Genomic DNA, 22,170 nt, shown 5'->3' on the forward strand with positions numbered 1-22,170 from the left:
CTCGATAAGGGGCGTTCGCAACCTTCCGTACGAGGAGGAGAAGCGGCGCCGTCTTTAGAGGGGGACTGAAGTGCTCGACACCAATATTATCATTAACGCAGCGCCTACGGAATTTTCGCCGTCGCGCGCCAGGCGCTGGGCCACCAGCAGCCTCTATGCGCTGACCGTCGCTACCTTGGCAGCCGGTTTCAGCGGCACCGCCTTCGCTCAGGCCTCGACGAACCCGCCAAGCTCGCCCGATCCTGCCGTAACTCAGACGCCCGGCACGAGCACTGAAGTTCCGGTCGAAGATGCCGCCGTTCCCGGAGAGGATGCCAAGGACATCGTCGTCACCGGTTTTCGCGCCTCGATCGCCAACGCGATCGCCGAAAAGCGCCGCTCCGACCAGATCGTCGAGAGCATCTCGTCCGAAGATATCGGCAAGCTGCCCGACAACTCGATCGCCGAATCGATCGCGCGCCTGCCCGGCCTGACCGCGCAGCGTGTCGATGGCCGCGATCAGGTCATCTCGATCCGTGGTTTTGCCCCCGACTTCTCGACCACTTTGCTCAACGGTCGCGAACAGGTCACGACCAACGACAACCGCGCGGTCGAATTCGACCAGTATCCGTCCGAACTGCTGGGGCAGGTGGTGGTCTACAAGACCCCGTCGGCGGGACTGATCGGCCAGGGCGTGTCCGGCACGATCGACTTGCGCACGGTGCGTCCGCTGAAATACGGCAAGCGCGTCCTTGCCGGCAGCGCGCGCGGCGAGCTCGTCACCAAGGGCGAACTCAATCGCGGTACGACCAACAAGGGGTATCGGGTCAGCGGCACGTTTATCGATCAGTTCGCGAATGATACCATCGGCATCACGCTGGGCGTTGCGCACAATAGCTCGCCGAGCCAGTATGAGCGCTTCAATGCATGGGGCTATCCGACCTTCGACGGCCATAACCCAACCTATGGCACGCTGAATAACAACGGCACGCCGGCGAACACCGCCGATGACTTTTACGATGTCCGCCCGGAATATACCGCGGCACAGGGCAAATATGTCATTGGCGGCGCCAAGCCGTTCGTCCAGTCGAACAAGCTCACCCGTACCGGCCTGATCGGCACAGTCGAATGGGCGCCGAGCGAAGATTTAAACAGCACGATCGACGTGCTTTATACCAAGTTCCAGGAAAAGCAGGTCCTGCGCGGGATAGAGATCCCGTTCTGGTGGGGCGGCGGCGGCGAAGTGCTGCGCCCCGACTATGTCATCGAGGGCAATTCGATCGTGTCCGGCACATGGGATCATGTGAAGGGCGTGGTGCGCAACGATTATGTCGAACGCAATGCGAAGATCTTCTCGGCCGGCTGGAATCTGAAATACAATACCGGTCCATGGACCCTGATTGGCGATGCCAGCTATTCGCGGGTGACGCGCAAGGACATCTATATCGAAACCTATGCCGGCACGTCGCGCGGCGTGGGCAACGGTCCCTATGATTCGGTCGGTTTCCAGACCGAAGACAATGGCATCACCACCTTCAACACGAATGTGAATTATGCCGATCCTAATCTGATCCGGCTGACCAGCCCGCGCGGCTGGGCCGACGGCCCACGCGATGGTTCAGTGCCCGGCGGGCAGGACGGGTTCTACAGCGAGCCGAACGTGAAGGATCGGCTTTATGCATTCAGGCTGAGCGCATCGCGCGATCTGGGGGGCGGTAACGCGCTCGAAGTCGGTGCCAACTATACATCGCGCAAGAAGACGTATGTTCCGACATCGGATTTCCTGGCGGCGACGGCGAACATCAATGACCCGACGCATACGACCAGCGTTCTGGTGCCGTCGCAATATTATCTCGGGACCACCAGCCTCGCCTATCTCGGCATTCCGGGGCAGGTCAGCTTCGATCCGCTCGCGCTGGTGAGGGATGGCGTGTTGACTCGCCTGGTTGCGGCTAACGAACCGGTCAGATTCAACACTTGGGGCCTGGAGGAGAACGTCGCGACCGGTTGGCTGCGTTTCAACTTCAACACGCCTGCCGGCGGCGGGACTTTTTCGGGCAATGTCGGCGCTCAGATAGTCTATACCGACCAGAGCTCTGACAGCTTTTCCAACCTCAGCGGAACAGCCCAAGTCAGCGATGACGGCGTCAAATACACCGAGATATTGCCAAGCATGAATCTGAGCATGCGGTTCGACGACAGCAATGTGCTCAGGGTCGGCGTCGCGCGAACGCTGGCACGTCCACGGATGGATCAGCTAAAGGCCTCGTTCAACTACTCGACCAATCCTTCGCTGCTGACATCCACCGATCCATTCGCCGCCTTTTTTGCGGCAGGTGGCGGCAATCCCAGGCTGCGGCCATGGATCGCCGACGGTGTCGATGTGTCTTTCGAGCATTATTTTAATAGCTCGGCCTATTTCGCAGTCGCGGGTTTCTATAAATACCTCGAAAGCTATATTTACGATCAGAAGCTCCTGTATAACTTCGCCGGTGTGCCGACGAATCTACCACCGGGCAGTCGGCAACCCGGCACACTGTTGGGTGTCGTCACTCAACCGGTGAACGGCTCGGGCGGCGTATTTTATGGTGGCGAGGTCTCGGGGACGTTACCCTTCAGCCTGTTCACCTCCGCGCTCGACGGGTTCGGCGTGATCGGCAGTTATTCTTATACCAAGTCGAGTATCAGCAACCCGAACAGCCCGGATCAACCACTGCCGGGTCTCTCCAAACACGTGGCGAACGGGACGGTCTTCTTCGAAAAGGCGGGTTTCTCGGCGCGTGGCAGCATCCGCTACCGGTCGAGCTTCCTCGCCGAAGTCATCTCGCTCGGGCCGGGCGCACGCAACCGGCAGGCGCGGGGCGAGACGGTGGTCGATGGTCAGATCGGTTATGAATTCCAGAGCGGTGCGCTCAAGGGCCTCGGCATCCTGGTGCAGGGCCAGAACCTGACCAGCGAACCCTTCGTTACTGAGGACTCGGCGAGCAAGCTGATCATCGACTCGCAGGATTATGGTCGCCGCTTCCTCGCCGGCATTTCCTACAAGTTCTGATCCACAGGCTTTACCGCCTGTCCTCTCCCCTCGCCGCCGGTGAAAGCCGGCGGCGGTTTTTTGTGTATAGGGGGCCGTCATGATCGATCCGCTTCGCTCCATCGTCGTCGTCGGCGGCGGCACCGCCGGCTGGATCGCCGCCGCCATGCTCGCGCGCTTCGTGCCCGAATCGACCCGGATCGAGCTGATCGAGTCCGACGCGATCGGCACGATCGGCGTGGGCGAGGCGACCATTCCGCAAATTCGCCTGCTCACCGCTGGCCTCGGTATCGACGAGGACGATATGCTCGCGGCGGTGCAGGGAACGTTCAAGCTCGGCATCGAATTCGTCGACTGGCTGCGTCCCGGCCACCGCTATATGCACGGCTTCGGCCAGGTGGGACGGGGTCATGGCGTCGTCCCCTTTCATCACTATTGGCTGCGTGGCCTCGCTGCGGGCATTGCCGATCCGCTGCTCGATTACATGCCGAGCGCCAGCGCGGCCTGCGCCGGTCGCTTCGCCCGGCCACCGCTCGCGCCGCCCGGTCTCAGCTATGCATATCATTTCGACGCCAGCCTGCTCGCCGGCTATCTGCGCCGTATCGCCGAGCCCTGGGGAGTGGTGCGCACCGAGGGGCGCATCGTCGATGCGCGTCGCGACGATGCGGGCGACGTCGATGCCGTGCTGCTCGACGACGGGCGTGCGGTGCAGGGCGACTTCTTTATCGATTGTTCGGGTTTTCGCGCGTTGCTGCTCGGCGAAACGCTCGGTGTCGGGTATCAGGACTGGACCCGCTGGTTGCCGTGCGACCGGGCGATTGCGGTGCAGTGCGAACAGCCCGGCCCGATCCTGCCCTATACCCGTGCGACGGCGCGGCCGGTCGGCTGGCAATGGCGTATCCCGTTGCAGCATCGTGTCGGCAATGGCCTGGTTTATGCGTCGGCGCATCTGTCGGATGACGAAGCGGCAAGCCGGCTGCTCGCCAATCTCGACGGTGCACCGCTTGACGACCCACGGCCGCTGCGCTTTACCGCGGGCAAGCGGGACAATTTCTGGGAACGCAACGTCGTCGGCATGGGCCTCGCCTCCGGCTTTCTCGAACCGCTCGAATCGACCAGCATCCATATGGTGCAATCGGGGGTCGCGCGACTGCTCGAGTCATTTCCCCGGCGCGGCCCCAACCAGTTGATGCGCGACACCTATAATCGGCAAACGCATGCCGAATATGACCGGGTGCGCGACTTCCTCATCTTCCACTATCACGCCAACGCGCGTGACGAGCCATTCTGGCGCCAGTGCCGCGAGATGGATATTCCCGACGCACTGGCCACCAAGATCGCACTTTTCCGAGAAACCGGCCGCATCCTGCCCGAGCCCAACGAGCTGTTTACCGAGCCTGGCTGGCTGCAGGTGATGACCGGCCAGGGCATCCTGCCCACGGCCTGGTCGCCACTCGCCGAGGGCCTGTCGGACCCAGAGATGCGCGCTTTCCTGCGTGACATTCGACAGTCAATCGCCGCCAACATAGCTAGGCTGCCCGCACATGGAGACTATGTTGCGCATCATTGCGCGACGATGTCCGGGGCAGGTTGATCGCAAGTCAAGCCTGGCACGCTTCCCGTGCGCACATCGCCTGATGGGAATGGCTGCGATCGCAATTGGACTCATATCCGGTCAGGCTTGGACATATCCGGAGTGGCGGATGTAGTTGCGTATTCACCGGCTTGAAATTATCGAGGATGATTTTGAGCGCGTCGCAGTTAGCGTCGAAGAAACCTGGGTTCATTTGGCGAATCAAGCCTTTGACCTTGGAGAAGACCTGCTCGATCGGATTGAAGTCAGGACTGCAGGGCGGGGAGGTACGGCAGATGCATGCCGGCGGTCTCGAGGCACTCGCGGATGCCGGCTACCTTGTGGGCGGGGAAGTTGTCGATGATGACAATGCTGCCCGCCCGCATTTCGGGGATAGGCCCTTCAGGGCCATCCTGACAGGCCCCACGGCTCCACCATGAAATCAAATAATTTGCTGAAATCCCGCCCATCTCGGAGCGGGAGGTTTGGCCACAGGCGCCTCTGCTCCTGCGACGCCGCCTGCAGCTTGAATTCGGCTGACACTCTGCTCGCCTCTAATCGAGAATGATCTTCTCGGGATAGCGTGTATCGCTGCCCTTCGTTCGGCCGATATCGAATACGTGCCATTGCGCTTGTCACGAGCCCAGCCGACAATGGTTCGCTTGCCGCCAAGAGGATATCCGGTCACTCATGCTAAGTCAGCCTGAACAGGCGATCCTGAATCTGGAGCAGGCGCGTGGTCTGCGCGCTTCGGGCACTTCCTATCGGCAGATCGGGCGCCAACTCGGTCTCACCTCCGGCCAGCTCAGCCATATTCGCCGGACGCTGAAGCGGGAAAAGGGCGCGCGCACCAGATTGCGCTCGACCAACCTTCAGGCGACGGATCGCGACCTGCCGGTCAATCAGTCCGTCTTGCCATATGGTCTGCGGCACCGGCTCACCTCATCGGGTTATCGAACGCTTGGTGACCTGGCGGACCGGCTTGCCGATCCGGACTTTCCCGGGCTGGAAACGATGCCTGGCATCGGCCCGCACAGGGCGCGGCTGGTGAAGCGAGTTCTGGATCATTTTGGCCTGCTTCCCGGTCCGAGCGACCTGCAGGCCGAGATCGAGCGTATCTTTCCGGAATTCAGCGACGCGCCTCCGGGCGCGCCGGATAAGCGATAGTTGTAACCGAACAATGCCGCTGTATGCTGCGCCGCAGCGAAAGGGGGCCGTGTGCGGATTGCGATCATCGACGAAAGCCCCGCGCGCGCAGCGGTGATCGAGGAAGGTCTGCTCGATGCCGGCCTGAGCGATGTCGCGTTGTTCACCGATCGTCACGGCATTGTCGCCCGGCTCGAAGCATTCGCACCGGACGTCGTGCTGATCAATCTGGCCAATCCGCACCGTGACGAACTGGAAGAATCGTTCGCCCTTTCGCGCGCAATGGCGCGTCCCGTGGCGATGTTCGTCGATCAGAGCGATGTCGCCGGGATCGAAGCGGCAATCGATGCGGGGGTCTCGGCCTATGTTGTCGATGGCCTCAAGAAGGAACGGATCCGGCCCGTCCTGGAACTCGCGATTCGCCGCTTTCGCGCTTATTCGAGATTACGCACCGAGCTCGATGAAGCCCGCAACGCGCTGGCCGATCGTCGCGCGATCGATCAGGCCAAGGCGTTGCTGATGACGAAGCGCGGGATCGACGAACCTGCCGCCTATGCGGCGCTGCGCAAGGCGGCGATGGATAGCGGGCGGCGTATTGGCGATGTCGCCGATGCGATCGTCACCGCCAACCGGCTGATGGGGGATTTATGAGCAACACGCCCCTCCGCATCGGTTTTCTGCCGCTGGTCGATGCCGCGCTGCCGATCCTCGCGCATGAGCTTGGCTTCGCGGAGGCCGAAGGCATCGACCTGACGCTGGTGCGCGACATGAGCTGGGCGACGGTGTGCGACCGGCTGCTCTATGGCCATAGCGACGCGGCCCATCTGCTGGCGCCGCTCGCCATCTCCACGACATTGGGGCTAGGTCGCCCCGCGACGCCGCTGTCCGTGCCGTTCGTGCTCGGGCTGAACGGCAACGCGATCACGCTACGCCCGGATCTTGCCGCGCAGGTCACGACGATCGGTGGCCCCGGCGACGTCGTCGCGATTGGGGCGAAGCTGGCCGACATCGTCCGCGTGGCAAAGGCGGATGGAAAGCCGCTGCGCTTCGGCGTGGTTCATCGTTATTCGAGCCATAATTACATGCTGCGCTACTGGCTCGTCGGCTGTGGGATCGACCCGGACGGCGATGTCGAGATCGTGACCGTCGCGCCGCCCTTTGCCGCCGACGCGCTGGCCGGCGGTGAGGTCGATGGGATTTGCGTCGGCGAACCGTGGAACAGCGTTGCGGTGGATCGCGGCGTCGGGGTGATCGTCGCGGTCACATCGCAAATCTGGCTGCGCGGCGTGGAGAAGGTGCTGGCGATGCGCACCGCGCGGATGGAGGAGGATCCCGATCTGGCGCAAAGGCTGATCCGCGCGCTGTATCGCGCCGGAATCGCATTCGTCGATCCGGCGCGGCTCGACGAGATCGCGGCGATCCTTGCCCGTCCCGAATATCTCGACGGGTCGGCAACACTGATCGGGCGAGCGATATCCGACCAGATATTGTTCGCGCGCGGCCATGCATCGATCCATGTGCCCGACTTCATGTTCCAGCACCGCGAAGCGGCAAACTTTCCCTGGGTCAGCCAGGCGGCATGGCTCTATGCACAGATGTGCGTTGCCGGCCATGTCACGCCCAACGACGATGATTATCGTGCGGCGCAGCATGTTTTCAGGCCGGATATTTATCGCGCAGCCTTGCGGCCGCTCGGCGTGCCGTTGCCGGGGGCCAGTTCAAAACTGGAAGGCGGTATCGCCGAATCATTAGGTGTAGGCACGACGCAGGGGCGGCTGATCCTTGGCGCCGACCGCTTTTTCGACGCGCGCAGTTTCGATCCGGACGCGCTGGATCAGTATCTTAGGGAGGTCAGGCAGCGCTGATTGCGCTGCACTGCAAAAAAGTTCTTGCATCGTGCTGCCATAACCGTCAGCTTTGTATCCGACCGCTGGATCGCTGCAACGACGTAGCACCCGGCATCACCGAAAATTTGGCAAAGTCGCCGTCCGGCACCGTTTCTCAAACGGTCGTCGCGGCGGCTTTTTTGCGTTTGCTCGAAGGGGATCGGGACGATGACGCAATTGCAGGCAGTGCTGGAGCGGGGACTCGATGGAAGTCTGCGTGATCCGGTGGCAATACCGACAACGGCGAAAAATGGCGGCTTCTGGCAGGCCGGACATCGTCCGACCCTGATCGCGGCTTTCCTCTATTTCGATCTTGCCTTCATGGTGTGGGTGCTGCTCGGCCCGCTCGCGCCGATCATCGCCAGCGACCTCGGCCTGACGCCTGCGCAAAAGGGGCTGATGGTTGCCGTGCCGACATTGGCCGGGGCGATCCTGCGGCTGGTCAATGGCGTGCTGGTCGATCGCATCGGCCCCAAAAGAACCGGTACGATCGGGCAGGTGATCGTGATCGGGGGCCTGACGACGGCCTGGGTGCTCGGCGTCAACAGCTATGGCGGGACGCTTGCAGTCGGTGTCGTGCTGGGCTTTGCCGGGGCGAGCTTTGCGGTCGCGCTGCCGCTCGCCAGCCGCTGGTATCCGCCCGAGCATCAGGGCAAGGCGATGGGCATTGCCGGGATGGGCAATTCCGGCACCGTGCTCGCCGCATTGTTCGCGCCGGTCCTCGCCAAGCTGTTCGGCTGGAACGCGGTGTTCGGCCTGGCGGTGATCCCGCTGACGGCGGTCCTGGTCTATTATCAGATCGCGGCAAAGGATTCGCCGAGCCAGCCCGCGCCCAAGCCGGTCACGGCGTATCTCGCGGTGCTCAAGGAACGCGACGCCTGGTGGTTCATGCTTTTTTATGGCGTGACGTTCGGCGGGTTTGTCGGACTGTCCGCCAGCCTTTCGATCTATTTCACGGACCGGTTCGCGCTGACCCCGGTGTACGCCGGATATTGCACCGCCGCGGCGGTGTTTGCCGGATCGCTGGTGCGTCCCTTTGGCGGTGCGCTGGCTGACCGGATCGGCGGGATCAGGACGCTGACCGGCGTCTATGCGCTGGCCGGTGTGACTCTTGTCGCGATCAGCACCGCACCGGCGTCGATCGCCGTCACCCTGGCATTGTTCCTGTTGGTCATGGCGACGCTGGGGGCGGGCAATGGCGCGGTGTTCCAGCTCGTGCCGCAGCGTTTCCGTAGTGAGATCGGCGTGATGACCGGGCTGGTCGGTTTTGGCGGCGGTGTCGGTGGCTTCTACCTCGCTTCGTCGCTCGGTTTCGCCAAACAGCTGACCGGCAGCACTTCGACCGGCTTCCTGATTTTCGCCGGGCTGGCGTTCGTCGCGCTGGCGGGATTGTCGATCGTCAAGAAACGCTGGCGCTCGACCTGGGGCGCGGCACTGGATGGGGTGCGGATCTGATGCGCGCGCCGATCCTGCTGCTCGGGCTGGTCTCGACGCCAGCCCTTGCCGACCCCCTCGTCCTGAAACCGATCGTCGATGCGCGGCTGCGCTACGAGCATGTCGAACAGGCGCCGCTGCCCCGCGACGCCGACGCGGTCACGGCACGGATCCGCGCCGGGTTCGAGGCAATATCGGGCGATTTCACGCTGCTCGCCGAAAGCGAAGCGGTGCTGGCGATCGACCCGGCCTATAATAACGGGCTGAACGGCAAGACTCGCTACCCGATCGTGCCCGATCCGCAGAATGTCGAACTCAACCGGCTACAGCTCCAGTATCGCGGCCTGCCCGCCACGATCGTTACCGTGGGGCGTCAGCGCATCAACCTTGATGACCAGCGCTTCGTTGGATCGGTCGCCTGGCGCGACAATGAACAGACTTTCGATGCCGCGCGAGTCGAATGGTCGGGGATCAAAAACCTCAGGGCCGATGTCACCTATGCCTGGGATACCCGCACCATTTGGGGGATCGATGGCGGCAACCGGTTCGGGCCGGCGCGCTATCAGGGGATCGGCGGCGACAATATCTTCGCGACGCTCGCTTACAAGGCCCGGTTGGGCACGCTGACCGGCTTTGCCTATCTGATCGACCAGGACAGGCCGCTGGTGCTGGGCAACAGCAGCCAGACCTATGGCGCGCGTTTTGCCGGCGCGCTGCCGCTGTCGAAAACCGTCAAGCTCAACTATGCCGCCAGCTATGCGCGGCAGAGCGATTATGCGCGCAATTCGAACCGCTATGCCGCAAGCTATTATGCGGCGGATGTCGCACTCGACGTGCAGGCGTTCAAGGTCGGCGGCGGGTATGAAGTGCTCGGCGCGGACAATGGCCTCACCCTGACCAGCTTCCAGACGCCGCTCGCCACGCTGCACAAGTTCAATGGCTGGGCCGACAAGTTCCTCATTACTCCGCCGAATGGTCTGCGCGATGCCTATGGATCGGTCGGTTATGGCTGGAAGAAGCAGGGGCCGTTCGATGCGATCGCTCTCACCGCCGCCTATCATCGTTTCGACAGCGACCGGCTCGGCCAGCATTATGGTGACGAGATCGACGTTCAGGCGTCACTGAAACGCGGCCGCTACACCGCTCTGGTCAAATATGCCGATTATGAAGCGGACCGCTTCGCGACCGATACCAGCAAGCTCTGGCTCTCCCTGGAGTGGGCAATATGACCGCGAAGCCGCACCTGGTCGTGATCGGCAACGGCATGGCCGGCTGCCGTGCGGTTGAGGAAATCCTCGCGCGCGATGCGGGGAAATACCGCATCACGATCTTCGGCGCGGAACCGCGCGTGAACTATAACCGCATCATGCTTTCGCCGCTGCTGGCGGGCGACAAGTCGTTCGACGACATCGTGATCAACGATCATGGCTGGTATGCGGACAATGCGATTGATCTCGTCGCGGGCGACCCGGTGGTAGCGATCGACCGCGAGATTCAGACCGTCACCGCGCGTTCGGGCCGTGTCGAAAGCTATGACAAGCTGTTGCTCGCCACCGGCTCCGACCCGTTCATCATCCCATGTCCGGGGCATGATCTGCAGGGCGTCGTCACCTTCCGCGACATGGACGATGTCGGCGCGATGCTGCGGGCGGCGTCGGGTGGCGGTGACGCGGTCGTCATCGGCGGCGGCCTGCTCGGGCTGGAGGCGGCGCACGGCCTGTCACTGCGCGGCATGAAAGTGACGGTGCTGCACCTGATGCCGACCTTGATGGAGCGGCAGCTCGACGAGGCGGCGGGCTGGTTGTTGAAAGAGGCGCTGGAGGCCCGGGGGCAGGTGATCCTGACCGGTGCCGACACCGCCGAAATCTACGGCATAGGCAAGGTCGAGGGCGTGCGGTTGAAGGACGGGCGCGACATTCCGTGCACGCTGGTCGTGATGGCGGTCGGCATCCGCCCCAATGTGAAGCTGGCGCGCGATGCCGGGCTGGCGATCGGGCGCGGCATTCATGTCGACGATCACCTCGTCACCTCCGACGCCAATATCATCGCGGTTGGCGAATGCGTCGAACATAATGGCCTGGTGTACGGCCTGGTCGCGCCGTTATGGGAGATGTGCCGCAGCCTGGCCGACGGGCTGGTCGCGACGCCCAGCGGTTATACCGGCTCGGTCACCTCTACCAAGCTCAAGGTCTCCGGCATCGACGTCTTTTCGGCCGGCGATTTCTCCGGTGGCGATGGGTGCGAGGACATCGTCATGCGTGATGCGTCGCGCGGCATCTACAAACGCGTCGTGGTCAAGGACGACCGCGTGATCGGCGCGGTGCTCTATGGCGATACGCAGGACGGCAATTGGTATTTCGACCTGCTCAAGCGGCAGGAGGATGTCGCCGAGATCCGCGACGCGCTGATCTTCGGTCAGGCCTTTGCTTCGGGAGGAGGGGCATCGGCAAACCCTAATGCGGCAGTCGCGGCAATGGCGGACGACGCCGAAATCTGCGGCTGCAATGGCGTCAACAAGGGCAGGGTGGTCGCCGCGATCGCCGGCGGTGCGGAAACGCTCGACGCGGTGCGCGCCTGTACCAAGGCATCGGCCTCATGCGGATCATGCACCGGGCTGGTCGAAGGACTGCTGAGCCTCACACTGGGCGATAGTTTTGCCGGCGAGCGCACCGCGCCAACCGTGTGCAAATGCACCAGCTTCACGCATGAGGATGTGCGCCGGCTGATCATCGAAAAGTCGCTAAAGGCGATTCCCCAAGTGATGCAGGCGCTGCACTGGACCACGCCTGACGGCTGTTCCTCGTGCCGCCCCGCGCTCAACTATTATCTGCTCTGCGCCTGGCCGGGCGAGTTCGTCGACGACAATCAGTCGCGCTTCGTCAACGAGCGGATGCACGCCAACATCCAGAAGGACGGCACCTATTCGGTGGTTCCGCGCATGTGGGGTGGCGTGACCAATCCGAAGGAGCTGCGCGCGATCGCCGACGTCGCGGAGAAATATCAGGCGCGGATGGTCAAGGTGACCGGTGGCCAGCGGCTCGACATCTTCGGGATCAGGAAAGAGGATTTGCCCGCGGTGTGGGCCGATCTCAACGCCGCCGGGATGGTCAGCGGCCACGCCTATGCCAAGGCGCTGCGCACGGTGAAGACCTGTGTCGGGTCGGAATGGTGCCGCTTCGGCACGCAGGATTCGACCGGCCTCGGCATCCTGACCGAAAAAATGACCTGGGGCAGTTTCATGCCGCACAAGTTCAAGATCGCGGTCAGTGGCTGCCCGCGCAATTGCGCCGAGGCGACGATCAAGGATTTCGGCGTGATCTGCGTCGACAGCGGCTACGAGCTGTCGATCGGGGGCAATGGCGGCATTAAGCTGCGCGGGACGGATGTGCTGTGCAAGGTCGCTACCGAACAGGAAGCGCTCGATTATTGCGCGGCCTTCATCCAGCTCTACCGCGAGGAAGCGCGCTATCTCGACCGCACCGCGCCGTGGGTCGAACGTGTCGGAGTCGATTATATCAAGCAGCGTATCGTTGAGGATACGACCGGGCGCGAGGCGTTGCGCGCGCGCTTTCTCTACTCGCAAAGTTTCATGCAGGACGACCCCTGGGCCAAACGCGCGGCGGGAGAGGACTATAAGCTCCACCAACATCTCGCTGAAATCCGTCCGATGGTGCCGGCGTGACGGTCCATGGCGAATGGCTCGATATCGGGCCAGTCGATCAGCTCCCCGCACTGGGCGCGAGAACCTTGCCGGTGAAGGGCGGGCGGGAGATCGCCATCTTTCATACCGCCAACGGCGATGTCTATGCGCTGGTCAATGCCTGCCCGCACAAGGCCGGGCCGCTGAGCCAGGGGATCGTCCATGATACGACGGTGACCTGCCCCTTGCACAATTGGCGCATCTCGCTGGTCACCGGCGAAGCGCTGGGTGAGGACAAGGGCTGCGTGCCGACAATCCCGGTCAAGATCGACGGCGGCCGCATCCTGATCGGGCGGGCAGCGGCGTTGGCGGGGGTCGTTTGACCCCGGTCAGAACCACCTGTCCCTATTGCGGCGTTGGCTGCGGCGTTCTCGCCACGCCCGGTGCCGGACGCGCCGCGACGATCGCCGGCGATGCCGATCATCCGGCCAATCGCGGCAAGCTGTGTTCGAAGGGGACGCACCTCGGAGAGACGATCGGGCTGGAAGGACGGTTGCTGCACCCGATGATCGGTTCGGAGAGGGCCGGCTGGCACGAGGCGTTAGATCTCGTTGCCAGCCGCTTCGCCAGCACGATCGCCGAATATGGCCCCGACAGCGTTGCCTTTTATGCCTCGGGCCAGATGCTGACCGAGGATTATTACGTCGCCAACAAGCTGATGAAAGGCTTTATCGGCACTGCCAATATCGACACCAATTCGCGGTTGTGCATGGCTAGCGCGGTTGCCGCGCATATTCGCGCGTTCGGTGAGGACGTCGTGCCGTGCGGTTATGACGACCTCGACACCGCCGACCTGATCATCCTGGTCGGATCGAACACCGCCTGGTGCCATCCGGTGGTCTGGCAACGGATCGAGGGGGCGAGAGCGGCGCGCGGCACGAAGCTGGTCGTGATTGATCCGCGGCGAACCGAAACCGCACAGGCCGCCGATCTCCACCTCGCGATCGCGCCCGATACCGATATCGCGCTGTTCAACGGGTTGCTTGCCGAACTTAAAGCGAGTTGGCGGCTCGATGGGCGATATCTCGCCGATCATGTCAGCGTGCCCGACGGTTTCTGGGACATTGTCGTCGCGTCCGACACCGCCGGCATCTGCGATATCTCACCTGCCGACCTGCAGGCATTCTACGACCTGTTCATCGATCATCCCCGCACCGTCACGCTGTTCAGTCAGGGGGTCAATCAATCGACCAGCGGCACCGACAAGGCCAATGCGATCATCAATGTCCATCTGGCGACCGGCCGTATCGGCAAGCCGGGCGCCGGGCCGTTCAGCATTACCGGTCAGCCCAACGCAATGGGCGGGCGCGAAGTCGGCGGGCTCGCCTCGATGCTCGCCGCGCATATGGGGTTCAGCGAGGCGGAGCGCGATCGCGCCCGGCGCTTCTGGCAATCACCGACCATGTGCTCCGGGCCCGGCCTGAAGGCGGTCGACATGTTCGACGCGATGGCCAAGGGCAAGATCAAGGCGGTGTGGATCATGGCGACCAACCCCGCCGTGTCGCTGCCGGATGCGCGCATGGCGCGGGTCGCGCTGGCCAATTGCCCGTTCGTCGTCGTGTCCGATTGCATCGCGACGACCGACACAGGTTTCTATGCCAGCGTGAGACTGCCCGCGCTCGCCTGGGGCGAAAAAGATGGCACAGTGACCAATTCGGAACGGCGCGTTTCGCGTCAGCGCGGCTTTCTCGCCCCACCGGGTGACGCGCGTGCTGATTGGTGGGCGATCGCCGAAGTGGCGCAGCGCATGGGTTTTACCGGCTTCGATTACCCCGGCGCGGCGAGCATCTTCCGCGAATTCGCCGCGCAAACGGGATTCGAGAATGATGGGGCTCGCATGCTCGATATTTCAGACCGGGCGACGATCGGCGATGCGGACTATGCCGCGATGGCGCCGTTCCAATGGGGCGGCGCTTCGCCTTTCGCCGCGGGTGTCTATCCGACTGCCGATGGCAAGGCGCGGATGGTGCCGGTGCGCTACGTGCCGCGCGCCGACCAGAGTCGCGCCTTCCCGTTGCGGCTCAATACCGGGCGCTACCGCGACCAGTGGCACACGATGACCCGAACGGGGCTTTCGGCAAAATTGTCGCAACATCGCCGCGAGCCGCTGATCGAAATACATCCCGATACCGTGCAGCGTCACGGGCTGGTCGACGGTGGGCTGGCGCGAGTCGAGACGGCGCAGGGCGCGAGCATTTTTCGGGTCGCCAGCACAACCGACCAGCGCCGCCGCGAACTGTTCGTGCCGATCCATTGGACCGACCAGGTCAGCGCTGGCGGCCGCACCGGCCTGTTGCCGGGGCCGGATCGCGATCCGGTTTCCGGTCAGCCGGGTTTCAAGAATACTCCGGCGACGGTCAGGGCCTATAAATCCGACTGGACCGGTTTTCTGGTCACGCGCGACCGACCGGCCCAGCCCGATTGCGCCTATTGGACGCATGTCCGCACCGCGCATGGCTGGCTGACCGAGCTGGCCGGCCAGGGCGACCCGGCGGAGCTTACCGCATTGTTGCCGCCCGGTGAGCGTGCCGAGATGATCGACGCGCGGCGCGGCGTCGTGCGTTCCGCGGTGCTGGCGCGCGGCGTGCTGCAGGCCGCTCTGTTCGTCGCGCGCAGCGCAACGCTGCCGTCGCGCGAATGGCTGATCGATCAGCTGGGCGCGCCTGATCCGTCGCCGATGGAGTTGCTCGCCGGCCGTCCCGCCACCCCCGCGCCCGATCGCGGGCCGATCGTCTGCGTCTGCTTCGATATCGGTTTGAACACGATCCTGCAGGCGATCACCGAACGATCGCTGGTCAATGTCGAATCGATCGGCGCTGCACTGAACGCGGGCACCAATTGCGGGTCGTGCCGCCCGGCCATCGCTGCCCTGTTGGAAACGCAAAAGGATCACGCTCATGGATGACCTGATCGCGCCCGGTGACGTCTGGCTGGTCGGCGCCGGTCCCGGCGACCCCGACCTGCTGACGCGCAAGGCCGAACGGCTGATCGCGGCGGCGAGCATCGTCTTTTATGATGCGCTGGTCGGACCGGGGGTGCTCGACCTGATCCCTGACCATGTCGTGCGCGTTTCGGTCGGCAAGCGCGCCGGGCGTCATTCGCGGACGCAGTCGGCGATCGATGCGATGCTGGTCGAGGCCGCCGTCTCGGGTGAACGGATCGTGCGGCTGAAAGGGGGCGACCCGTCGATCTTCGGCCGCTCGACGGAGGAAATAACCGCTCTCGCTCGGCACGGCATTCGCGTTCGCGTGTGCCCGGGCATCACTGCGGCCAGCGCGGCGGCGGCCAGCGCCGGCCTTTCGCTGACGTTGCGCGGGTCAGCGCGGCAGCTACGCTTCGTCACCGCCCATGCGCGCGCCGATGAAGCGCTGGATCTCGACTGGGCGGCGTTGGCCGATCCAACGGCAACGCTCGCATTCTATATGGGCCGCGCCGCAGCGCCCGAAATCTGTCAGCATCTGATCGCGCATGGGCTCGCTCCGACAACGCCGGTGCTGGTTGCCAGTGATGTCAGCCTGCCCGGCGAATGCCTGCTCCACACCCGGCTCGACTTGCTCGCGCTGGCGATCGACCGGACGCCCGATGCCGGTCCCGCGCTGATCCTGATCGGCGAAGCGGTGCGGGCACAGCCGGTGGCGGATTTGGTCAGGATCGCGTCCGCGGCCGCCCGGCACAGCTGAGCCTGGCCTGGATTGGCACCGAGCTTTCAAGCCGTTTCATTTCTTGCCGAGCGATGTCCGCCTGCGAGCACCCGAGCGATTTCGGACCGGATTTGATGTCCCATATCTCTCCAATTCCTGGAGCCGTCTAGCGTTGTTCGTTTTTAACTAAGCACATGATATATAAAGAACTATATTGCTTTCGTCGTGAGATGGCAGCCTGAGAAATGGAACATCACTGGTGTAACATATCTCGCCACTCCAGCACCCGGCTCTGTCGCGCGCAAGTGATTCAACCATGGTGCCGCTTATGGTGTGGTACTTCCTGCCGGACCTATGCCGGCTTGCTCTTTCTCATCGTCGCAAACAGGATCGCCCTGCGCGCAATGGTCCCGCGCACGGGTCCTGAAACGTCAGACCATCACCGCCAGCAGATCGTCCAGCGCAACGCTGGCAAAGGTCGTGAAGCTGTCCGCCACGCCATAAGGCAGCAGCAGCCGCCGGTCATGGACCATCGCGCCGCAGCTATAAACGACATTGGGCACATAGCCGTCGCGCTCCTTGGGGCTCGGATGGACCAGCGGCAGCTTCACGCGCTTGATCACCTTCGACGGATCATCCTTGTCGAGCAGGCAAGCACCGATGCAGTAATTGCGTACCGTGCCCACGCCATGCGTCAGCAGCAGCCAGCCCTCCTCAATCTCGATCGGCGACCCGCAATTGCCCATCTGGACGAATTCCCAGAACCATTTTGGCGTGACGATCTTTTCGCCGCCGTCCCAAGTGTAGAGGTCGTCCGAATACATCAGCCAGATATTCTCGTTATCCTGGCGGCTGAGCATCGCATAATGGCCGTCGATCCGGCGCGGGAACAGCGCCATACCCTTGGCCATGGCGGCGGCGCCATGCAGCGGGTGCATCTCGAACGTCCGGAAATCATGCGTGCGGAGCAGTTCCGATCGTGCGACCGACCCGCTGAATGCGGTATATGTGCCGAGATAGTGAATGCCGCCATCGTCCTCGATGAAGCGCACCATGCGCAGATCCTCGATCCCTTGGTGCTGGCTTGGCGTGACCGGGAACAGCACGGTTTCCGAAGGCTCCTTGCTGCCCGGAAAGTCGATCTGGGTGATCGCGTCGTCGCCATTGCCCTGGACCGACTTGATCCGCGGCGAGACCACGGTGGCGCTCGGCGGGTCGACCGTCACATAGCCATCCGCCGCCCAAGTGCCGCAGCGAAACGTTACCGACGACACATGACCCTCGCCGATCCCACGTAGCGACATGGCAAAGCGGATCGTGCCATCCGCCAGATCCGACTGGTCGGGGTGCAGGATAACGCTCGGGTTGAACAAGGCGGCGGATTCGAACGAATATTCTTCGCTGAAATAGGCGCCGATCAACAAGGAGCGATCGCGGTCCAGTCTCTCCTCCTCGGCCGTTAGCGCCTCGATTTCGGCAAATCGGCGAAGCAAGGTCTCCTCGACATCGCGGTGACGTTCGGACAGCGAGGTGACGACCCGGTCGAGTTCGGTGCGTAACTCATCATTGTCGAGCGACATGACCCGCGCGATGATGCGCTCCGCGCGCGGATGATCCTTAACGAGGAACGGGGCAGGGTCTTCGAGCGAGAACGGCCTGATCACGGTGCGCGCCGGATCCGGCCGCAGGATCAGCGCCGAATGCGTCATGATATCGGTTCCGGCCATTTGCGATCCTTTGCTGCGCGTCCGTGCCCTCTCTACCCGTTGGAGAGACTTTGGTTGCCCAATAAAATGGCGCGCAGCGTCGTTATTTGACGATTGGTTGACACGCGAGCGGCACGAAGGCGGATTCGCCGGTCAAACGGCAGGTATTCGGCCGCGCTTGTCCAAGGGGATCGCTAATCCGTCCGTCGAGGCGTTTCGAGCAACTCGCGTGCAAGATTGAAATCATGCAGCGCCTGAGTGGCGGATCCCAGGACCGCGGCACGCGTGTGAATGCTCGCATCCAGGAACGGCCGCTCGAGCGAAAGGAAACGGCGCGGCGTCATGCCCAGGAACGTGTTCGAGTCACGCAGGAAATGCGATGCGTCGTGATAGCTGGGGTCGATAGCCGAATAATCGCGACGGTCGTTGCTCGTCATGAGCTTGATCAGCGAGCGAAGGAACCGGGCACGCATCAGCAGGACCTTTGGTGCCAGCCCGAAATAGCGCGTCGCGATCCGGCGCAGGCTGTGAGTCGAAATGCCCAGCTTGCGAGCGGCGACAGCAACGTCGATCATACCTTCGACCATCAGCAAGGTGGCAAATTCGCGGATCATCGGTTCGTCGGGATGGGCAAGACTCAGCATCGGCAGCAATAATTTGTCGAGCTGTGGTCTGACCGTCGGGCTGACCCCGGACTCGCTCAGTTCCTGTACCAGTCGATCGGCGAACCCTTGCCCCAGGGCTTCCGACAAGGGCACGATGCGATTGTGGAAATCTTCCGCAGATCGCCGACTCAATCGCGCCCACCCCAGTGCGCTGATGCCGATGCCGATCATCACGCCGCCATTGGTCTGGGCCCGAATCGCGCGACTGGTTGGGCCAAACAGGCTGGCTTCGGGCAGGGGAGCGAATGTCCGACGTCCGATGCTGACCTCGATCGGCCCCGCATTTTGCGTGACACGGATATTAGCGGTTCCCGGCAGAAACCAATCGATCTGATTGATCGCGTCGGGGCCTTCCGTCCCGTAAACATGATAGCCGGTGATGTGGTCGATAAGGTCGGCGCCCGGCTGCTCATATTGCACCGTCATGCCGGGGGGCAGGATGAGCGACCCCGGCAAATGCGGTTTGGCCGCGTTTCGCTGGCCAATAGCCGTAATCGTCATTTGCGCGCTTTCCCCCGTCACCGGCAAACGTCCGCCAAAACAACCATAATGGCAGCTTAACCCTTGTGTCTCCCCCTAAGGATCAAAAATCTACAAAAGAATTGAAAGGCTTCCGCGCCTCTCGTGAGACGTTAAGTTCTGACACAATGCCGATTATCGTAAGGCGATGTATTGGCGTTAACAAAGAATCAAGATTGCCGGGTCCCCTCAGCCCTGGGATCTGCGTCGCCCGATGTCACGTCGCCGCGATGAAGGCGCGCGATCGCCTCGCGCGCCAAGGTTGACCATCGCGGTGAGCGACGTCAGCCCGAGGAAAAGCACCCGGATTGCCAGGGGACACTGGGCGATTACGGCAATTTCAACGCCCCCGCGCATCTTCGGTCTGGATGGCAGCATCAAACTGTAAGGCTTGCGGTGCAATCGATTCGGTGATTTCTTCCGGCGACCCCATCTTTCAGTCAGGCGGGGGCGCCGGCTCCATGGATCGGCTCAGGCCGCGATGCGTGCCTTTGGCGCGGTAATTGCCGCGTCGGCCCATTCCAGAAACCCGATCCCGGCTTCGGTGAACCGGCCATGCCGCCGCATTATTTCAAGCCCGGCGGCGACCTCGCGCCGTACCTCGGCGGCGCGCTCGATCGCGTCGGATAGGTCCGCGCCATCCAGCGCACCGTGCGCGATCACTCGTTCGAGCGCCTCGGCAATCTTGGCGTGGACGTAAAGACCCTCGAAGATCCCGATGATCGGCCGCGGGTCGTCGCGCCAGTCGACCTTGAACAACTCATCGGTCTGTTCCGCCTCGAGGATCGGCAATGTCTCCTCCAGATAGCGTAGCGTGACATGGCCAAGCTCGTGGATCAGGTCTTCGAGATTATCGAGCACAGAGTCGCGCGCCACCCAGCAAGCACCCTGATACGCCGAGCTGGTGAACGACATCAGGCCGATATGGGCCGTCGTTTTACGCGGCACCACGACTCGCATCGCCCGGCCGAGCTCGTCATATTTCTCCGACAGCGCCGTTTCCAGAATCGCCGCTGCCTTGAGCAGATTGCCCGGATCGGTCGGCGGGAAATAGGACATCGGATCGTCGAATTCCCAATTTATCACACCATCCTGGCGGCCCGGAGCCCGGTCTTCGCGCAGCTTAAGGCGTAACCAGGGCAAGTCGTTGCGTATCACCACGTTGATTCCGGGCATCGCCGGTGCACGCAGAATCCGGGGGTCGTCGAGATCGTCAAGGTCGATATCGTGCCGGCCGCCTGTCTCATCAATGATCGCGATCTTGCGCCCGATCTTGCGGACACCGGCCAGCTTGCCGTGCACGCCACCGATCGCAATCTGGCAATCCCAGGTCATGATGACCCCGCTCTCGATCGCCAGCAGCGCAGTCCAGTCGGCGGCATCGGCAAAGCTCACGCGCATATTGTCGGTCATGTCGAGTTGCCGGCACAGCCGGGCGTCGTTGGTGTCGATCCAGTCTTCGATCCGTCCGAACAGCGACAGCCAGCCACGCAGCACCGGCGAGCGCAGCCGGTCGTCACGATCGGCGCCGTCGATTTCGATCGTCTCGATCAGCGCGGCGAGCGATGCGGCCTGGCGTTCGAAGCCCTCGACCAGTTCGATCACGCGGTGAAGCGCAACAAGGTCCCCGAACCGGTGTCGGGCGGACTGCGCGATACAAGCCTCCAGGACATCAGGATGCGGGCCGGAAAGCGCGGCGACGAGATCGGATTTGGTGGTCAGCATTTCATGGTCCTTTCAGGCTGCTTGCGCGGCGGAAAGCCGGGCACTCACTCGGTCGAAGAAATGGCGATGGTCGTGACACAATACGGAAGGCTGATCGGTGATCCGGCCCGTGGCGTCGAAACGGCCGGCAAGCGTGCCGCCGCCGCAATGCTGCCAATGCTCGCACGTTCGGCATTGGTCTGGCTGGCGTTCCGCCGCGGCCTTGTGCGCGACAAAGGTCGGCCATGCCGCGACCGCCTCCGGTCCGTGCTGATGGACAGAGAAACCCGTCTCGGCTGCACCATCGGAGGAGGGGCGGAAATAATCGCTCAATTCGATCGCGCCATCGGTGTTGATCACCAGCGACCGCAACGACCAGGCGGCATGGTCGTCTGAGGATACCAATCCGCCCAGAATGGCGCGCATCGTGCCTTGGAAGCGGTCGATATGCACGTCTGCGCGGTCGAGGCGAAGCCAGGCGTCGAACAATTCCGCCAGCCATGTCCCATAACGCGGGTCGGCGGCATAGGCAGCCTGGTCCTGCCAGGGCAGATTGCCGTGATTGAGCTCGAGCGGCCACAGCAGATTGACTCGCGTGACCGGCAGGCCGGCAATCCAGTCGAGGAAATCGTTCGGCGGAATATCCGGCTGCATCACGCAGAGGAATCCACCGATCAGGTCGCCGTGCCCGCGATCGATCAGTGCGCGCACATTGCCCATCACCCGATCGTACGAACCGCGCCCGGCGAAATCGACGCGTGCCGAGTCATTTGCCGCGCGCGGACCGTCCAGGCTGACGCCGATCTTCATCTCCATCGCCTCGAACAGCTCGATCAGGCGGGGCGACGGCAGCTTGAACAGATTTGATTGCAGGCCGAGATCGATCTCCAGGCCGTTGGTGCGAAGCGCGCGGATGTGCTCGAACAAACGCTCGAAATTGGCCACCGGCCATAATGTCGGTTCACCGCCATGCAGCGTCACCTCGAACCGCGTGCGCCCGGTGCGTGCGCCATCGGCGGCGATCATATCGAGCGTGGCGATCGCGGTCTCGATCGTCATCGCCGATGGTTTGCGGCTATAGGTGCGGTCCGCGCTGTTGAACATGTAGCAGTAACTGCAATCGAGATTGCAGTAGCCGGTCAGCTTGATGATGTACGAATTGAACATCTCGACCCCTTCGGGAGAG

15 protein-coding genes and 1 pseudogene are annotated in these 22,170 nt (G+C 62.9%); 11 read left to right on the plus strand and 5 right to left on the minus strand.

Annotation, left to right across the window (positions count from 1 at the left end):
* The first annotated feature begins 70 nt into the window (after positions 1–70).
* Positions 71–3,031, plus strand: a complete 2,961-nt coding sequence (locus ACVWZA_RS16620) for a TonB-dependent receptor (RefSeq protein ID WP_457312379.1) — start codon at positions 71–73, stop codon at positions 3,029–3,031.
* A 79-nt stretch (positions 3,032–3,110) separates the two neighbouring features.
* Entirely contained in the window at positions 3,111–4,604 is a 1,494-nt protein-coding gene (locus ACVWZA_RS16625) for a tryptophan halogenase family protein (protein ID WP_457312380.1), read from the plus strand.
* Between the two features lie 196 nt (positions 4,605–4,800).
* Here ACVWZA_RS16625 and ACVWZA_RS16630 read toward each other — a convergent pair.
* Positions 4,801–4,975: pseudogene (locus ACVWZA_RS16630) on the minus strand (transposase); the annotation flags it as partial.
* A gap of 298 nt (positions 4,976–5,273) precedes the next feature.
* On the opposite strand from ACVWZA_RS16630, the gene ACVWZA_RS16635 reads away from it, so the two are divergent.
* From ACVWZA_RS16635 to cobA, 9 genes are all read left to right on the plus strand, one after another.
* A complete protein-coding gene (locus ACVWZA_RS16635) occupies positions 5,274–5,750 on the plus strand; it encodes a hypothetical protein (RefSeq protein WP_457312381.1) in 477 nt (158 codons plus the stop codon).
* A gap of 51 nt (positions 5,751–5,801) precedes the next feature.
* On the plus strand, positions 5,802–6,380 hold the full coding sequence (locus ACVWZA_RS16640; RefSeq protein WP_457312382.1) for an ANTAR domain-containing response regulator: 579 nt from the start codon (positions 5,802–5,804) through the stop codon (positions 6,378–6,380).
* Entirely contained in the window at positions 6,377–7,594 is a 1,218-nt protein-coding gene (locus ACVWZA_RS16645; protein ID WP_457312383.1) for an ABC transporter substrate-binding protein, read from the plus strand. Before ACVWZA_RS16640 ends, ACVWZA_RS16645 begins: the two co-directional genes overlap by 4 nt.
* 189 nt (positions 7,595–7,783) lie before the next feature.
* Positions 7,784–9,070 carry a nitrate/nitrite transporter gene (locus ACVWZA_RS16650; RefSeq protein WP_457312384.1) on the plus strand — a complete coding sequence of 429 codons (1,287 nt, stop codon included), beginning with the start codon at positions 7,784–7,786 and terminating at the stop codon, positions 9,068–9,070.
* On the plus strand, positions 9,070–10,278 hold the full coding sequence (locus ACVWZA_RS16655) for an alginate export family protein (RefSeq protein ID WP_457312385.1): 1,209 nt from the start codon (positions 9,070–9,072) through the stop codon (positions 10,276–10,278). Before ACVWZA_RS16650 ends, ACVWZA_RS16655 begins: the two co-directional genes overlap by 1 nt.
* The gene (gene nirB, locus ACVWZA_RS16660; protein WP_457312386.1) at positions 10,275–12,731 is read left to right on the plus strand and encodes a nitrite reductase large subunit NirB; all 2,457 of its coding nucleotides are present in this window, start codon (positions 10,275–10,277) and stop codon (positions 12,729–12,731) included. Before ACVWZA_RS16655 ends, nirB begins: the two co-directional genes overlap by 4 nt.
* Positions 12,728–13,072, plus strand: coding sequence for a nitrite reductase small subunit NirD (gene nirD / locus ACVWZA_RS16665; RefSeq protein WP_457312387.1), 345 nt, complete (start codon positions 12,728–12,730; stop codon positions 13,070–13,072). The genes nirB and nirD overlap by 4 nt, the downstream gene beginning before the upstream one ends.
* Positions 13,069–15,654: a molybdopterin-dependent oxidoreductase gene (locus ACVWZA_RS16670; RefSeq protein ID WP_457312388.1), complete on the plus strand. Its 2,586-nt coding sequence runs from the start codon at positions 13,069–13,071 to the stop codon at positions 15,652–15,654. The genes nirD and ACVWZA_RS16670 overlap by 4 nt, the downstream gene beginning before the upstream one ends.
* Entirely contained in the window at positions 15,647–16,429 is a 783-nt protein-coding gene (cobA, locus tag ACVWZA_RS16675; RefSeq protein ID WP_457312389.1) for a uroporphyrinogen-III C-methyltransferase, read from the plus strand. The genes ACVWZA_RS16670 and cobA overlap by 8 nt, the downstream gene beginning before the upstream one ends.
* A gap of 392 nt (positions 16,430–16,821) precedes the next feature.
* Here the strand turns inward: cobA and ACVWZA_RS16680 are convergent, their stop codons facing one another.
* The 4 genes from ACVWZA_RS16680 to ACVWZA_RS16695 form a co-directional block, all read right to left on the minus strand.
* Entirely contained in the window at positions 16,822–18,117 is a 1,296-nt protein-coding gene (locus ACVWZA_RS16680) for a glycoside hydrolase family 130 protein (protein ID WP_457312390.1), read from the minus strand.
* Between the two features lie 173 nt (positions 18,118–18,290).
* Positions 18,291–19,262, minus strand: coding sequence for a helix-turn-helix domain-containing protein (locus tag ACVWZA_RS16685; RefSeq protein ID WP_457312391.1), 972 nt, complete (start codon positions 19,260–19,262; stop codon positions 18,291–18,293).
* 489 nt (positions 19,263–19,751) lie between these two features.
* Positions 19,752–21,005, minus strand: coding sequence for an aKG-HExxH-type peptide beta-hydroxylase (locus ACVWZA_RS16690; protein ID WP_457312392.1), 1,254 nt, complete (start codon positions 21,003–21,005; stop codon positions 19,752–19,754).
* A 12-nt stretch (positions 21,006–21,017) separates the two neighbouring features.
* The gene (locus tag ACVWZA_RS16695) at positions 21,018–22,151 is read right to left on the minus strand and encodes a radical SAM protein (protein WP_457312393.1); all 1,134 of its coding nucleotides are present in this window, start codon (positions 22,149–22,151) and stop codon (positions 21,018–21,020) included.
* Positions 22,152–22,170 lie beyond the last annotated feature (19 nt).

This window comes from Sphingomonas sp. UYAg733, from assembly GCF_054057355.1.

Bases quoted from the DNA above. Each gene is read 5' to 3' on its own strand.
- ACVWZA_RS16655 (WP_457312385.1), top strand. From the start codon at position 9,070: ATGCGCGCGCCGATCCTGCTGCTCGGGCTGGTCTCGACGCCAGCCCTT.
- ACVWZA_RS16645 (WP_457312383.1), top strand. From the start codon at position 6,377: ATGAGCAACACGCCCCTCCGCATCGGTTTTCTGCCGCTGGTCGATGCC.
- ACVWZA_RS16690 (WP_457312392.1), bottom strand. From the start codon at position 21,005: ATGCTGACCACCAAATCCGATCTCGTCGCCGCGCTTTCCGGCCCGCAT.
- nirB (WP_457312386.1), top strand. From the start codon at position 10,275: ATGACCGCGAAGCCGCACCTGGTCGTGATCGGCAACGGCATGGCCGGC.
- ACVWZA_RS16635 (WP_457312381.1), top strand. From the start codon at position 5,274: ATGCTAAGTCAGCCTGAACAGGCGATCCTGAATCTGGAGCAGGCGCGT.
- ACVWZA_RS16680 (WP_457312390.1), bottom strand. From the start codon at position 18,117: ATGGCCGGAACCGATATCATGACGCATTCGGCGCTGATCCTGCGGCCG.
- ACVWZA_RS16695 (WP_457312393.1), bottom strand. From the start codon at position 22,151: ATGTTCAATTCGTACATCATCAAGCTGACCGGCTACTGCAATCTCGAT.
- ACVWZA_RS16625 (WP_457312380.1), top strand. From the start codon at position 3,111: ATGATCGATCCGCTTCGCTCCATCGTCGTCGTCGGCGGCGGCACCGCC.
- ACVWZA_RS16650 (WP_457312384.1), top strand. From the start codon at position 7,784: ATGACGCAATTGCAGGCAGTGCTGGAGCGGGGACTCGATGGAAGTCTG.
- ACVWZA_RS16685 (WP_457312391.1), bottom strand. From the start codon at position 19,262: ATGACGATTACGGCTATTGGCCAGCGAAACGCGGCCAAACCGCATTTG.
- cobA (WP_457312389.1), top strand. From the start codon at position 15,647: ATGGATGACCTGATCGCGCCCGGTGACGTCTGGCTGGTCGGCGCCGGT.